Origin of the sequence: Streptomyces sp. N35, assembly GCF_016464295.1 — a bacterium.
GTDB lineage: Bacteria > Actinomycetota > Actinomycetes > Streptomycetales > Streptomycetaceae > Streptomyces.
On sequence record NZ_JAEIMH010000027.1, the window covers coordinates 61,468 to 75,266 of the forward strand.

Below are 13,799 nucleotides of genomic sequence, written 5' to 3' on the forward strand. Positions count from 1 at the left end.
GACCAGGCCCGCAGTCACGAACTTGCGACCACACGAGTGACCGCGCACCGGGGTGCAGTTCTACGGCGTCCAGCGCTCGGCGTCGTAGCCGGGCCGGTCCGCGTAGGGCAGGGCGAGCAGGTGGAGCGCTCGGTCGCCGAACCACTCGGGCCCAAGGCTCTCCGCCGCGTGAACCAGATCGGCGAGCAGCTGCCGCTTGGCGTCGATCTCGCGCAGCACCCGCGCCGGATCATGCCGGGCGATGTGCTCGGCGTTCTGCATCGAAGTCACGGTGACGATCTCCTCGTTGGCGTCCGAGAGAACCGAGTCACCCATCGCTCGCCACCTGCCGGCCCCGGTGATGCAGTCCTGAGTGAACTCCTTGTCCTCGTCGAGCTGGGCGCCGAGCCACTGCACGATGTCGTCGGTCATGGGGACATCCTCCCGCGGTCAGCTCTGGTGCTCGCAGCCTTCGACCGTGGGCGGGAACCGGACCCATCGTCGTGGATCGTCGCGACGGCCGCCTGGAGGAGCTCGGAGGCAGGCAGTTCGGGGACACGGTCGCGCAGTACCAGGCGCAGTACGACCGGGAATCCACTCGCTGAGCGAGGCCAAGGCAGCACGCTGGTGAGGGGGAGCGATGAGTCGGCCGGCGAGCAACTGGACGCTGATTCATCACGGTTGGGCTGTGTGCAAGGTGGCCGGCCTGGCGGCGATTGCGTTGAGGACGGCGTCCGCGAGCGCCTGCCCCCAGCTAGCGGCTAGTTCGACGAGCGGGGTGAGGCGCCCGCCGTCACAAAGCGGTGGCCGGAGTTGCGCGGAGTGAGCAAGGTGCTTGATCTCGCCGTGTCACTTGTGCCGTGCAGTGATGGTCTTCATGGTGGACTCCCCTCGGGTCAGGCGGCGAGCGGCAGGCGGGCGGCGAGCTGGTGGTAGCAGCGCGAGCCCTTCAGGCCGGCCGGGCAGGTGCAGGCGGTCGGGGTGCTGCGGTAGGTGTCGGTGCCGCCGGTGCCGCCGGTGCTGACGGCGATGAACACGCCAGAGCGGAGGGGGACGATCGCGCCATCCTCGATCAACTCGCGGGCGGAGGCGACCTGGTGGGTGGTGGCTGCGGCGTTCATCTGGTCCCCCTGGGTTATCGGCCCCTTGCTCGCGGTGTAGCTACATCGTATGGAAGTGTAGCTACACCGAAAGGGATTCAATCGAGAATCTGTAGCTACATGGAAAGGGTGCGGGGGCGACACAAGTAGCTACACCCGGCTACGGTTCAGGCATGTCACCGAACCGGCCGAAGACGCCGCCCCGGCAGATCCGCATCGGCGACACCTGGTACGACTTCGACGCCGGCGCCAAGGAGATGGGCACCGAGCGCGCAGCGGTGATCCGGCAGCTCATCGACTGGTACATCCGCGAGCCAGGCGCCAAGCTTCCCGAGCGGCCGGACCGGGAAGCCATCGAAGCTGCGCGAGCCAAGCGCCACAGCGAGGAGGAGGACGCATGAGCGAGCCCGTCGACCCCTACGAGCTGCGTGCTCGACAACTCCGCCTCCTGGCGAGCCTCCACCGGAAGAGGGCGGCCGAACTGGAGATGGCAGCAGAAGCAGGACTAGCGGCCCGATCCATGCGCAAGCTCACCGAGGCGCTCACCGAGGCGGAGGTACGTCAGATCGCGGAGCACCCGGACTTGGCTGAGCTGAACGTGCAACTCGACGGGTTCTACGAGGGCCCGGAGCAGTAGCCCACCGCATGACAGCGCCCCCGAAGGTCTCGGGGGCGGGGCCGCACCGTGTCTCAGCTCAGCACTTCTCGGCGTGCAGGTACTCCACCATCGCCGTCGTGTCCACCGACGGATCGGTCATCGACTCCTCCAGGAGGATCCCCACCGCTTCCGGGCCCGCGATGTCCATCAGCTCACACAACTCGGTCCGCGACGCGGCGTCCTGTGTCTCCCATGCCGCGTCATAGATCGCCTTGTGCGCGACGGTGAGTAAGCAGGTGATGGTGCGGCGCATGGTCCCCCCAATGTGGACGGGCGGGATCATGGCGAACCGGTGATGTCCGGCATGACGGTTTGGTCGTGTTTCCTGCTTCACCAGGTGATTCCAGGTGCGTGCAAGGTCGGCAAGAAGGCCGTCAAGGGTGAGTGGACGGTTCTTGGCTCGCATGTAGAGGACGGGCAGCCGTTTTCAGGTGAGGTTCAATTGCGACGCCGACTATTCGGGCTTCGTGGCCGCCTGAGGCGCGGAGGCGCGCACCGCTCCTTCTGTGGCGGTGCGCACGCCTCGCTCAGCTGGGCTTCAACGTGACGCCGCGGTTGCGGCTCCAGGTGGCAGTAGTGTCAGTCCGCGTACTCGTGCGGCTCGGCGCCGAACATCCTGAGGAAGTACACCGCGCCGCCGAGCCAAGCGAACAGCCTGTCACCTCGCTGAGCATGTTCATCCGTACTTCACTGAGCACACTCTCGAGTACGCCGACACCGAGGGACAACGCAGCCCGCCCCACCCCGCGCGCGGGATGGGGCGGTCTGCTCTGAGTGGCTCAGGGCGAGAGCTCGGCCGTGTTCGATGGGGTCAGGACGGTTCGACCGGGAGCCAGAGTTCGCAGGTTGCGGTGGTGAAGTCGGGTGCGCGGTCCAGGGTGCTGACGATCGAGGGGCCCGGTCGCAGTTGCCACGGGTTGGAGGGGAACCACTCGGTCGCGGTTGCCGCCCAGGTGGTCTGCAGGGCCTGCGGGTGCGGTCCGCTGGTGCGGAAGACGGCCCACATTCCGGCCGGGACCTCGATGGAGTCGAGGCCGTCCGGGGCCGGGGTGTCGTGGCTGAGGGCGACGCCGTGCAGGTAGGTCAGTTCGCTGCCCTCCCTGCCGTCGGGATCGACGTCGGCGCTGACCTGCAGCAAGCCCGCGGGCTCGCTGTTGCTGAGGGACTTGAGCCGCAGGTGCTCCTCGTGCGGCAGTGCGGCGATGTGCTCCTGGATATGCGGGTTGACGCCCTGGTGGATGAGCGGGACGCGGGTGGCGTGGCCGACCAGCCGGAATGCGGGGCGGTCGACGAGGCGGGTGTCCATGGGGACACTCCCTTCAACGGTCAGGCGGAACCTGAGCTGCGGTTGTGTACGCAAGGGGCCTCCATCACGGCGCACATCGCTGGGGCCGGCGCCGTGGACCGCCCGGAACGCGCGTCCGAACGCCTCACTCGAGCCGTATCCGTACCGGACGGCGATGCCCAGCAGGTCCCGCTCGCCCCGCACGACGTCGGCGGCGGCAACGGTCATACGGCGCCGCCGCACGTACTCCGACAGCGGCATGCCGGCCAGCGACGAGAACATCCGGCGCAGGTGGTACTCGGTCGTGCCGAGCCCCGCGGCCACGCCGTCGATGTCGAGCTCCTCGGTGAGGTGCTCCTCGACGAGGTCGACCAGCTTGTTGAGTGCCGAGATCATGAGGCCTCCTTTCGGCTTCCACGGTGGCAGCGGACACCCCGGCCGTACCCGATCGCTGCGGTCCGATCCGATCATGCGCCGGACCTGCAGGGGGGCGGACACACGCCAGGTGACAGCGACGAGCCCGTGGGGAAGCGGCGGAGGGCGAGGCGCGTCCAGCGGTGGGGGTCCGCGCCCGTGGTCACGCCGGCCGGCCGGAGGGCGGCGACGGGGCGACCAGGCAACTATCCGGGACGCCACCTCTTGGACAGGGCGGTCCGTCCGTCCCCGGCGCGTGGCGGCTTACGACCACGGTGGCCCCGGTCTGCCCGTCCTGCCCGGTCTGCCTGGTCTGCCCGTCCTGCCCTCTGCCCGCCCTGCTCGACCTGCCCGCCATGTTCGGCCACTGCGGCTATTTGGGCGCGGTCACCGCCGCAGTCCCCGTCGCGGACAGGGCCTGCGGGACAGAGTCGAAAAGGGGCGGTCGGCCGACCAGGCCCACGAGGCGCAGCACTTTGCGCGGGAGCCATCGGTCGGTCACCAGGTGTGCGGTCAGGCCGAGTTGTTCCAGGCGGCCGTGGAAGTCCTCGATGACGGTCAGTCCCGCCGTGGTCAGGAAGCGGGCTGCGGACCAGTCCACCACCACGAGCCGTACCGGCCGGCCCTGTTCGTCGGTCAGGCGGGTGCGGCACACTTCACGCAACTCACCCGCGATCTGTGCGGCGTTGCTGATATCCACCTCTGCCGGCATCGAGACCACCAAAGCGGTGCCCTGTAGTTCCCATCGCAGCGTCATCATCTGACCGGCCTTCCGCGGTCCGTTCGGCAGCCAACGGCGCCACATGGCGGGCACGGTGCCGGTTGTCGGCCGTGTACCGCAAAGAACCCGGTATAGCCCGCATCGGCGAGATGAAACGATTGCTCGCATAGGGGTTCCCCTGGCCGGGTGCCGACCGGCCGGGCTTCCCGTACCCCGCCTGATCAGCCATGATGTGCCGCGATCAACCGGAATCGGTACGAGGGGGGCTCGACCACATGATCGACCGCATGAAGGATGTACGGCGTGCAGTCGCCGCTGCCGCGCTGCTCGGCGCGGCGCTGGCGGGCTGTTCGACGGGTGGGGACGACAGGGCCGGCGGGCCGTCCGGGCAGCCCACCTCCTCCGCGGCCGCAGCCTCTGCGGCCGAACCGCCGGCGGCCGAACCACCGGCGGCGGAGTCCGAGGGGCCGGGGGGGCCCGAGGGCCCCATGGCCCCCGGCCCCGGGAAGGTCCGCGGCGCCCTCGCCGGGCTCCCCGCCCCGCTCGACGACACGTGTACGCCGGGCGCCGGCGACTGTGCGTACTTCCTGGGGCGGGTGCACGAGGAGCTGACCGGTCTGGAGGCGGCGATGAGGAACGACCCGAAGGGTCCGGGCCACTTCCCCGAACCGCTCGCCTGGATCGCCGGCTTGAACAAGACCCTCGACGGCGACCTTTCGACGGAGAACCTCGAGGCCCGTATGAAGGACCTGACGGGTGTACGCGACCGCATCAACACCTGGATGCAGGATCACCCCGACGACTACCGATAGGCGGACCGGGAATCGAGCGGGAACCGACCAGGAATCGACAAGGCATCGACCGAGAACCGACCGAGAACCGACCGAGAACCGGCCGGGAATCGACCGGGAATCGACCGAGAACCGACCAGGAACGACCAGGATCCGGACCGAACCGAACGGCTAAGCCGACTGCTCGTCCCACCCCTGGGACGGCCGCGGGATCAGCGTCGGGTTCACATGGTCGAGGACCGTCTCGCGGGTGATGACGACCCGGGCCACATCGTCGCGGCTCGGCACCTCGTACATCACGTTGAGCAGGACCTCCTCCAGGACGCTGCGGGCCGCCCGCGCCCCCGTCCGGCGCAGCAGGGCCTGGTCGGCGACCGCCGCGACCGCCTCCTCCGTGAACTCCAGCTCCACGCCGTCGAGTTGGAAGAGCTTCTGGTACTGCTTGATCAGCGCGTTGCGCGGCTCGGTGAGGATGCGGATCAGGGCCGTACGGTCCAGTGAGTGCACCGAGGCCGTGAGCGGCAGCCGGCCCACGAACTCGGGGATCAGGCCGTACTCGCGCAGATCCGCCGCCGTCACCTCGCTCAGCGGCTCGGGGGAGCGCAGCGGCGTCGGGCCGAAGCCGATGGTGCGCTTCGACGAGCGCCGCTCGACGATCTCCTCCAGGCCGGCGAAAGCGCCGCCCACGATGAACAGGATCTGGGTCGTGTCGAGTTGGATGAACTCCTGGCCCGGGTGTTTGCGGCCGCCCTGCGGCGGGATCGACGCCACGGTCCCTTCGAGGATCTTGAGCAGCGCCTGCTGGACGCCCTCGCCGCTGACGTCGCGGGTCAGCGAAGGGCCTTCGCTCTTACGGGAGACCTTGTCGATCTCGTCGACGTAGATGATCCCGCGCTGGGCCCGCTCGATGTCGTGGTCCGCCGCCTGTACCAGCTTGAGCAGGATGTTCTCCACGTCCTCGCCGACGTAGCCGGCCTCGGTGAGCGCCGTGGCGTCGGCGATGGCGAAGGGGACATCGAGGATCCGGGCCAGCGTCTGTACGAGGTAGGTCTTGCCGCAGCCGGTCGGTCCGACGAGCAGGACGTTGGACTTGCCGAGCTCCACGTCGGAGTCCGGCGAAGTCCGGTTGCGGATCCGCTTGTAGTGGTTGTAGACCGCGACCGCGAGCGTCCGTTTGGCCCGCTCCTGGCCGATGACGTAACTCTCCAGATGCTCGAAGATCTCGCGGGGCGTGGGGAGTTCGGCGGAGGGCTGGTCCGTCGCCTCGACGAGGTCCTCCGCGATGAGCTCGTTGCACAGCCCCACGCACTCGTCGCAGATGCAGATCCCGCCCGGGCCCGCGATCAGCTTGCGGACCGACTTCTGGCTCTTCCCGCAGAACGTACAGGTCAGCAGGGAGTCGCTGTCACCGACGCGTGCCACTCGGATTCGTCTCCCTCGACCACATGCTCGGACTTCGATCTGGCTGCACGGACTTGGGTCCGCCGGCTGCCCGGACTTCGGTCTGCCGGATGCCCGGACGTCGCTCCGGATTTCAAATGACGGCATCATCTGAATCAACCAGTGGTGACGGTAACGTGACTGCGGCGCCGACGGCAACGCGGCTGGAAAAACTGTGAATCGGAGAAGGACGACGACGATGGCCCGGCTCAGCAGAGTGGAGCTGCAGGCGCAGAACCGGGCGAAGGTGCTCGCCGCCGCCCGCGCCGAGTTCGCCGCACGCGGTTTCGACGGCGCCAAGGTCGATGCCATCGCCGAGCGCGCCGGCCTCACGCGCGGCGCGGTGTACTCCAACTTCTCCGGCAAGCGGGCGCTCTACTTCTCCGTACTCGCCGAGCTGGCCCAGGGCGCCCCCGCGCCCGAGCCCGCCAAGTCCCTTGCCGTGCCCGCCAAGTCCCCCGCCACGCCCGCCGAAGCGCTCGGCGCGTTCGCCCGCGTGCTGCTCACCCGGCTGCCCCTGACCTCCGAGCACGGCCGGCTCGGCAGCCGGCTGCAACAGGAGATCCTCGCCGAGGAGAGCACCCGCGGCGCCTACGCCCAGCTGCTCAAGCTCGACGCGATCCTGCTCGGGCTGTGTCTGGAGGCGCTCGGCGGAGACCGCCGGATGGTCCGCGCCGCCGAATCCGCGCTCACGTTCCTGCACGGCGCGCGCCAACTCGCGGATTCCGCACCGGGGTTCGTCGACCCCTTTCAGGCCGTCACCGCCTGCGAGCGCCTCGCCGTCATCGAGGACGACGGCTCCTGGCCGCCCGCCCATCTCCCGTACGGCGTCCAGGCCGCCTCGTGCGACCGCCCCTGGTCGCCGCCGCCCACCACGGACATCCTGCGCGCCGGCCCGGCCCGTCTCCAGGAAGGTGTCGTGGCGGTCCTCGGACTCCAACGCCTCGAAGCGGCGGAGGAGTTGGTGCGCTCGGCGCCGCCCGGCACGCAGGTCACCGCCGTCCTGGTCACCGCCGACCCCCATGAACTCGCCCCGCTCGCCCGCCTCGCGCTCGCCGAGCTGAGCATGTGTCTGCGTTCCGTCTTCCCGCCGCCGCTGCGGCCCGCCCTCCAGCTCGCTTACGACGACTCCGGCGCCGTCGCCGAAGCGGTGGGCCTTGACGCGAGCGACGACGGCACCGAGGTGGCCGTACGGATCGAAGGCGGCCGGATCGTCGCCACCGCGACCGGCCGGGGCGCCTGCCACGCGGCGGCGGCCCCGGCGTCCGTCGGCTGACCGGCCCTCTGTGTCCGTCGGCTGACCGGCGCCCCGCGTCCGTCGGCGCAGGTCACGTGCGACGGCCATGGTCACAGCCTTGACCGGTCACCGCGATCCAGCAGATTCGCCATGTGACGCACCCCGCACCACGGCACCCTGGCCCATTGTGCAACCAGTTGCATAATGAGGAGGCCCCGCCCTGCCGTGACCGAGGAGCCCCGGATGAGTGCCTACCCCCACCTCATGACCCCTCTTGACCTGGGATTCCTCACTCTCCCCAACCGGGTCGTGATGGGCTCCATGCATGTCGGTCTGGAGGAGGCCGAGCGCGGCTTCGAGCGGATGGCGGCCTTCTACGCCGAGCGCGCCCGCGGTGGCGCCGCCCTGATCGTCACCGGCGGTATCGCGCCCAACGACGCGGGCCGCCCGTACGAGGGAGGTGCGAAGCTCACCACCGACGCGGAGGCCGAGCAGCACCGCACCGTCACCGAGGCCGTGCACCGCGAGGGAGGGCGGATCGCGCTGCAGATCCTGCACTTCGGCCGGTACGCCTACCACCAGGACCTGGTCGCTCCCAGCGCGCTGCAGGCGCCCATCTCGCCGTTCGTACCGAACGAACTGACCGACGACGAGGTCGAGCGGACCATCGAGGACTTCGTGCGCACCGCCGTGCTCGCGAAGAAGGCCGGGTACGACGGCGTCGAGATCATGGGCTCCGAGGGCTATCTGATCAACGAGTTCATCGCCGCGGGGACCAACCACCGCACCGACCGCTGGGGCGGCTCGTACGAGAACCGGATGCGCTTCCCCGTCGAGATCGTGCGCCGTACGCGCGCCCGTCTCGGCCGCGACTTCCTGATCGTCTACCGCCTCTCCATGCTCGACCTGGTTCCCGGCGGCTCCACGCTCGACGAGGTCGTGTCGCTCGCCCGCGAGATCGAGGCGGCCGGCGCCAACATCCTCAACACCGGCATCGGCTGGCACGAGGCGCGCATCCCGACCATCGCCACCACCGTGCCGCGCGGTGCCTTCGCCTGGGTGACCAAGAAGGTGATGGGCGCGGTCGAGATCCCGCTCGTCACCAGCAACCGCATCAACACCCCTGAAGTCGCCGAGCAGTTGCTCGCCGACGGGCATGCCGATCTGGTCTCGCTCGCGCGGCCCTTCCTCGCCGACCCGGAGTTCGTGGCGAAGGCAGCCGAGGGGCGCGCCGAGACGATCAACACCTGTATCGGCTGCAACCAGGCCTGCCTCGACCACACCTTCAGCGGCAAGATCACGTCCTGTCTGGTCAACCCGCGCGCGTGCCATGAGACGGAGCTGACGCTCGGTCCGGTCCGCAAGGCCAAGCACATCGCGGTCGTCGGCGCGGGACCGGCCGGCCTCGCCTGCGCGGTCTCCGCCGCCGAACGCGGCCACCAGGTCACGCTCTTCGACGCGGCCGACGAGATCGGCGGCCAGCTGAACGTGGCCCGCAAGGTCCCCGGCAAGCAGGAGTTCGACGAGACCCTGCGCTACTTCCGCGTACAGCTCGAAGAGCGCGGCGTGGACGTCAAGCTGGGTGTGCGGGTGGCGGCGGACGACCTCGCCGACGGCTCGTACGACGAGATCGTCATCGCCACCGGAGTGGAGCCGCGCACGCCCGCGATCGAAGGCGTCGACCACCCGAGCGTGGTCAGCTATCTCGACGTGCTGGCCGGCGGCGCCGAGGTGGGGGAGAAGGTCGCGGTCGTCGGGGCCGGCGGGATCGGGTTCGACGTCGCGGAGTTCCTCACCGACGGCGGCGAGGGCGCGAGCGCCGACCCGGCCGTGTACTTCCGGCAGTGGGGCGTCGACATGGAGTACCGCACGCGCGGCGGCCTCCACGAGGCGGAGCGCCCGCGGCCCCCGCGCCAGGTGCATCTGCTGCAGCGCAAGGCCGGCAAGGTCGGCGCAGGACTCGGCAAGACGACCGGCTGGATCCACCGCGCCGAGCTCAGGCACCGGGGCGTGACGACGCACGCGGGCGTCACGTACGACCGTATCGACGACTCGGGTCTGCACATCTCGGTCGACGGGCAGAGCTCGGTGCTCGATGTGGACACCGTGGTGCTGTGCGCCGGCCAGGAGCCGCGCCGCGCGCTGTACGACGCGCTGCTCGCCGCCGGGGCGAACGTGCATGTCATCGGGGGCGCCGACGTGGCCGCCGAGCTGGACGCCAAGCGCGCGATCAAGCAGGGCACGGAGCTGGCGGCGTCCCTGTAGTTCGCCGCTCCGGAAGGAGTCCCTGGAGTCCGCCGCTCCGGAAAGAGTCCCTGTAGACCGCCGCTCCGGAAAGAAGGGAACCCGGTGTCCCTGCCGCACGCGATCCTGACCGCGCTGCTCGAAAAGCCCTCCTCGGGCCTCGCGCTGACACGCCGCTTCGACAAGTCGATCGGCTACTTCTGGTCGGCCACGCACCAGCAGATCTATCGCGAGCTGGGCCGCCTGGAGACGTCGGGGCTGATCAGGGCGCTGCCCGCGCAGGGACCTTCGCGAGGTTCCAAGAAGGAGTACGAGGTCCTCGCGGCCGGACGCGAGGAACTCGCCGCCTGGGTCGCGCGCCCCGAGGACCCGCGCCCCATCCGCGACCCCCTGCTGCTCCGTGTACGGGCGGCGGGCGTGGTCGGGCGGGCCGGTCTCGAGGCGGAGCTGCGGCGCCATCTTGCCCTGCATCAACGGCAGTTGGCGGAGTACGAGGCGATCGAGGCACGGGACTTCCCGGCGGGGTCCCCGGGCTCCCAGGACTCCCAGGGCTCGTCGGCCTCGGGTTGCCCGGCGGACTCCGAGGGGGCGCCGGGCGAGGGGCGTTCGGTGGACTCCGGGGGTGCACTGGCCGAGGGGCGCTCGGCGGGCTCCGAGGGTGCGCTGGCCGAGGGTCGTTCGGTGGACTCCGGGGGTGCACCGGGGCCGGGCCGCTCGGCGGCGGATCAGCTGCAGCATCTGGTGCTGCGGGGCGGGATCGACCTGGAGACGTTCTGGGTGGCCTGGCTGGAGCGGGCACTCGAGGAGTTCGAGGACTGAGCCGCCCGTAGGCGAACAGCAGGTGTCGCCGCGTTTGCGGGGCCGCCCGTAGGCGAGCAGCCGGGCTTGCCGGGCTGCCCCGTGGGCCGGTCGGCTAGCCGCCGGCCCCGCGCTGCTCGTGCACATGCTTCAGGAGCATCCGGGTGCTGACCACATCGGGTGTGGCCACCTCCTTCCAGTAACGGTGGCCGCTGACGAACACCGCGAGCTCACGCTCACGCCGGCGCAGCTTCTCCACCTCGGCCTGCTCGTCCTCGCTCCAGCCGGGCGAGGCGGGGCGTTCGACCTTGCGCCAGCCACCCGTGTCGCTGAAGCCGTCGAGCGGCACGACGGACCAGGGGAGCCGCTTCAGCAGCGCCAGGAGTTCTGACCTGATCTGATGCAGCTCCTCCTGACCTGCGAGGAGGTCACTCGGGAACTCAGGAGTCACAGCCACGCCGCAATGCTACGTCTGTTCGATTTCTGGAGGCGAGCGAAATCGGGGAGTTCATGCGAACGGGTGTTCCTTCGGAGATCGCGGGCCACACTGGAGGCATGTGCCGCAGCATCAAGACCCTTCGCCCCCCGGTCCTCGAGCACGACGCCACCGAGGAGGACATCCGCGCCGCAGCGCTTCAGTACGTACGGAAGATCTCCGGCTTCCGCGCCCCCGCCGCCCACAACCAGGAGGTCTTCGACCGCGCCGTCGACGCGGTCGCGGAGGCCACCGGCGAGCTGCTCCAGGACCTCGTCGTACGGGGAGCGGGCGGCGCGAAGTCGGGCAAGGGCGCCGCGTAGCAGGGTGGCGTGAAGGCTGAGGGGGCCGGGTAGCCGGGTGGCGTGAAGGCCAAGGGCGCTGCGTAGCCGGGTAGTCGGGTAGCAAGCGTGCCCAGTACCCCGTAGCCCCGTAGCCGGACGGGCGGTGTCGGCGGGCGTTGTCAGTGGTGGCCGATAGGCTCGAAAGGGTTCGGCCCCCGGGAGGGCGGGGACTGTCCAGCCCCCGGCGCGCAGCGGCAGTTCACGCCGCCGGATCCACCGCCGCCGCCGGCCGCCGCATCAGATACGCCGCGCCCGCCCCGGCGCCGAACAGGGCCGCGAGCGAGACCGCCGTGGCGATCCAGTTGGCGCCGAGCAGCTGGCCGCCGAAGTAGCCGAGGCCCACGCTGTACGCGGCCCAGGCGACCCCCGCGAGGGCCGACCACGGCAGGAACTCCCGTACCCGCCGATGTGCCGCACCCGCGCCGAACGACACCACCGAGCGCCCGGCCGGAGCGAACCGCGCGAGTACGACCAGGGCGCCACCACCCCGTGCGAGCGCTGCGCCGAGACGTTCCTGCGCCGAGGCGAGCCGCCGTGAGCGGGCCAGGGCGCGGTCCCAGCGTGCACCGCCGCGCCAGGCGAGGCGGTACGCGGCCAGATCGCCGAGCACCGAGGCGGTCGCCGCGCACAGCGCGAGCAGCATGAGGTCGGGGACGTCGCCCACCACGCGCGTCGCGGACCCGGCCGCCGCACCCGATCCGGCGGCGGGCGCCGTGGGCGCGGGGGTCACCCGGGAGGCGCTGGGGGGCACCGGGAGGAACACAACGGAGGGGGGCGAGACCGCCACGACGGCGTAGATCCACGGACTGCCGGTGAGGGCACCCACACTGTCCAGCACGAGCCCTCCCGGTCGGCAGTACCGCGCCGCTCGGGCGCCGCTGAAGTGCGCGTCCGCCGATTCCGGACACGGGGCACATCAACAGCCATACAGCGTACGCACGGTGGGTCCGGGGACATCCACGGGGGTACGGGGCAGGGGCATCGGCCGTTCACCCGGCTGCCGTGCCCGATGCGGCGGGCGCCGCCCGAGTCCCGTACGAACGAACGGAGAACCCAGGGGGCGAGGGACATGAGGGAGTGCTGACGATGGTGGCAGGGATGGCGGCGGCGGGCCTGGCGGCCGTGCTGCTCGCGGCTTCGGGCGGCGTCGCGGGCGCGACGCGCAGCGGCAGTGAGCCGAGTGGCAGTGAACCGAGCGGCAGCGCGACGGTCAGCAGTGGGACGGTCGGCAGCGGGACGGTCAGGAATGGGACGGTCAGCAGCGCGACGGCCGGCAGCGCGACGGCCGGCAGCGCGACGGCCGGCAGCGGGACGGTCGACAGTGCTGCCGCGGCGGACTACTACTGGATGCGGGCCCAGGCCACCTTCGCGCCGCCGAGCGCGCTGATCCCGTCGACCGCCAAGACATACGACCTGAAGCTGGTGCCTGCCGCGAGCTGGATCGAGGTGCGCCAGCACACCGACGAGCAGGGCACCAAGGTGTCGCTCCAGGTCAAGGGCCTCAACCCGGGCCGCGCGTACGGAGCGCACGTGCACGGCAAGCCGTGCGGCACCGACCCGATGGACGCCGGCGGGCACTACCAGAACAAGGTCGACCCGGTGCAGCCCTCGAAGGATCCGAAGTATCTGAACCCGGACAACGAGATCTGGCTGGACTTCACCACCGACAAGGCCGGAAACGCCGAAGCGGCCGTGCCCCACAGCTGGAACTTCCGCCGGGGCGCGCCCGCTTCGGTGGTCCTGCACCGCGAACAGGGCGGTGCGGGCGACCGGTTGGCCTGTTTCACCGTGCCGTTCGGATCGCTTCCTCACGCCTGACGGGCTCCTGTGCCGCCTCGGCCAGCTCCTCGCGCACCCGTGCACCGCGGGAGAAGAGCCGGTCGAGGCCGAGCGCACCGGAGCCGGTGAAGATCAGCAGGAAGAAGGCCCAGCAGAACAGGGCGGAGGACTCGCCGCTGTTCTGCAGCGGCCACAGCGCCTCGGGCTGGTGGACCTTGAAGTACGCGTACGCCATCGAGCCCGAGGCGATGAACGCGGCGGGGCGGGTGGCCAGACCGATGAGGACCAGGCCGCCGCAGACGAGCTGGATGGTGGCCGCGTACCAGGACGGCCAGGCGCCGATCTCCGGAGTGCTGCCGCCCATCGGGCCGCCGAGCACACCGAACAGGGTCGCCGCGCCGTGGCAGGCGAAGAGCAGGCCGACGACCATGCGGAACAGGCCTATGGCATAGGGCTGGGCGCTGTTGAGACGTCCAGTCATGGAGGGCTCCTTACTTCGGTTCGGGGACGTGAACCGATCTGGGGGAGCCTCAC

The 13,799-nt window shown here is 70.5% G+C and carries 17 protein-coding genes; 8 read left to right on the forward strand and 9 right to left on the reverse strand.

Features of this window, described 5'->3' with window-relative positions; genetic code table 11:
- Window positions 1-60: 60 nt before the first annotated feature.
- Together JAO81_RS17100 and JAO81_RS17105 are read right to left on the reverse strand one after the other, a co-directional pair.
- Complete coding sequence (locus tag JAO81_RS17100; RefSeq protein ID WP_199548716.1) at window positions 61-411, reverse strand: DUF6221 family protein; 351 nt, start codon at window positions 409-411, stop codon at window positions 61-63.
- Window positions 412-875: 464 nt separating this feature from the next.
- Entirely contained in the window at window positions 876-1,100 is a 225-nt protein-coding gene (locus JAO81_RS17105; RefSeq protein WP_199548717.1) for a hypothetical protein, read from the reverse strand.
- Window positions 1,101-1,252: 152 nt separating this feature from the next.
- On the opposite strand from JAO81_RS17105, the gene JAO81_RS17110 reads away from it, so the two are divergent.
- Both JAO81_RS17110 and JAO81_RS17115 read left to right on the forward strand, forming a co-directional pair.
- Window positions 1,253-1,480 (forward strand): hypothetical protein, encoded by a 228-nt coding sequence (locus tag JAO81_RS17110; RefSeq protein WP_199548718.1) that lies wholly within the window; start codon window positions 1,253-1,255, stop codon window positions 1,478-1,480.
- Window positions 1,477-1,716: a hypothetical protein gene (locus JAO81_RS17115; protein WP_199548719.1), complete on the forward strand. Its 240-nt coding sequence runs from the start codon at window positions 1,477-1,479 to the stop codon at window positions 1,714-1,716. Before JAO81_RS17110 ends, JAO81_RS17115 begins: the two co-directional genes overlap by 4 nt.
- Before the next feature lie 58 nt (window positions 1,717-1,774).
- On the opposite strand, the gene JAO81_RS17120 is transcribed toward JAO81_RS17115, so the two are convergent.
- The 3 genes from JAO81_RS17120 to JAO81_RS17130 form a co-directional block, all read right to left on the reverse strand.
- Window positions 1,775-1,990, reverse strand: a complete 216-nt coding sequence (locus tag JAO81_RS17120) for a hypothetical protein (RefSeq protein ID WP_199548720.1) — start codon at window positions 1,988-1,990, stop codon at window positions 1,775-1,777.
- 558 nt (window positions 1,991-2,548) lie between these two features.
- Entirely contained in the window at window positions 2,549-3,418 is an 870-nt protein-coding gene (locus tag JAO81_RS17125; protein ID WP_199548721.1) for an AraC family transcriptional regulator, read from the reverse strand.
- Between the two features lie 391 nt (window positions 3,419-3,809).
- Window positions 3,810-4,241 carry an STAS domain-containing protein gene (locus JAO81_RS17130; RefSeq protein WP_199548722.1) on the reverse strand — a complete coding sequence of 144 codons (432 nt, stop codon included), beginning with the start codon at window positions 4,239-4,241 and terminating at the stop codon, window positions 3,810-3,812.
- Window positions 4,242-4,432: 191 nt separating this feature from the next.
- Here JAO81_RS17130 and JAO81_RS17135 point away from each other — a divergent pair, with 191 nt between their 5' ends.
- Window positions 4,433-4,969: a hypothetical protein gene (locus tag JAO81_RS17135; RefSeq protein WP_199548723.1), complete on the forward strand. Its 537-nt coding sequence runs from the start codon at window positions 4,433-4,435 to the stop codon at window positions 4,967-4,969.
- 150 nt (window positions 4,970-5,119) lie between these two features.
- Here JAO81_RS17135 and clpX read toward each other — a convergent pair whose 3' ends face one another.
- Window positions 5,120-6,370 carry an ATP-dependent Clp protease ATP-binding subunit ClpX gene (clpX, locus tag JAO81_RS17140; RefSeq protein WP_199548724.1) on the reverse strand — a complete coding sequence of 417 codons (1,251 nt, stop codon included), beginning with the start codon at window positions 6,368-6,370 and terminating at the stop codon, window positions 5,120-5,122.
- A gap of 217 nt (window positions 6,371-6,587) precedes the next feature.
- On the opposite strand from clpX, the gene JAO81_RS17145 reads away from it, so the two are divergent.
- The 3 genes from JAO81_RS17145 (at window position 6,588) to JAO81_RS17155 (ending at window position 10,688) form a co-directional block, all read left to right on the forward strand.
- Window positions 6,588-7,664, forward strand: a complete 1,077-nt coding sequence (locus JAO81_RS17145; RefSeq protein ID WP_199548725.1) for a TetR/AcrR family transcriptional regulator — start codon at window positions 6,588-6,590, stop codon at window positions 7,662-7,664.
- Between the two features lie 204 nt (window positions 7,665-7,868).
- Complete coding sequence (locus JAO81_RS17150) at window positions 7,869-9,890, forward strand: NADPH-dependent 2,4-dienoyl-CoA reductase (RefSeq protein WP_199548726.1); 2,022 nt, start codon at window positions 7,869-7,871, stop codon at window positions 9,888-9,890.
- Window positions 9,891-9,974: 84 nt separating this feature from the next.
- Window positions 9,975-10,688 (forward strand): PadR family transcriptional regulator, encoded by a 714-nt coding sequence (locus tag JAO81_RS17155; RefSeq protein ID WP_199548727.1) that lies wholly within the window; start codon window positions 9,975-9,977, stop codon window positions 10,686-10,688.
- A gap of 94 nt (window positions 10,689-10,782) precedes the next feature.
- On the opposite strand, the gene JAO81_RS17160 is transcribed toward JAO81_RS17155, so the two are convergent.
- Entirely contained in the window at window positions 10,783-11,124 is a 342-nt protein-coding gene (locus tag JAO81_RS17160) for a hypothetical protein (protein WP_199548728.1), read from the reverse strand.
- A 98-nt stretch (window positions 11,125-11,222) separates the two neighbouring features.
- Between JAO81_RS17160 and JAO81_RS17165 the strand changes: the two genes are divergently transcribed.
- Entirely contained in the window at window positions 11,223-11,465 is a 243-nt protein-coding gene (locus tag JAO81_RS17165; protein ID WP_199548729.1) for a DUF2277 domain-containing protein, read from the forward strand.
- A 220-nt stretch (window positions 11,466-11,685) separates the two neighbouring features.
- On the opposite strand, the gene JAO81_RS17170 is transcribed toward JAO81_RS17165, so the two are convergent.
- Entirely contained in the window at window positions 11,686-12,324 is a 639-nt protein-coding gene (locus JAO81_RS17170) for a DedA family protein (RefSeq protein WP_199548730.1), read from the reverse strand.
- Window positions 12,325-12,572: 248 nt separating this feature from the next.
- On the opposite strand from JAO81_RS17170, the gene JAO81_RS42520 reads away from it, so the two are divergent.
- Window positions 12,573-13,304 (forward strand): superoxide dismutase family protein, encoded by a 732-nt coding sequence (locus tag JAO81_RS42520; RefSeq protein WP_233415485.1) that lies wholly within the window; start codon window positions 12,573-12,575, stop codon window positions 13,302-13,304.
- Here JAO81_RS42520 and JAO81_RS17180 read toward each other — a convergent pair.
- Window positions 13,270-13,746, reverse strand: coding sequence for a DoxX family protein (locus tag JAO81_RS17180; RefSeq protein WP_199548731.1), 477 nt, complete (start codon window positions 13,744-13,746; stop codon window positions 13,270-13,272). The two genes, JAO81_RS42520 and JAO81_RS17180, sit on opposite strands and share 35 nt — an antisense overlap.
- Window positions 13,747-13,799 lie beyond the last annotated feature (53 nt).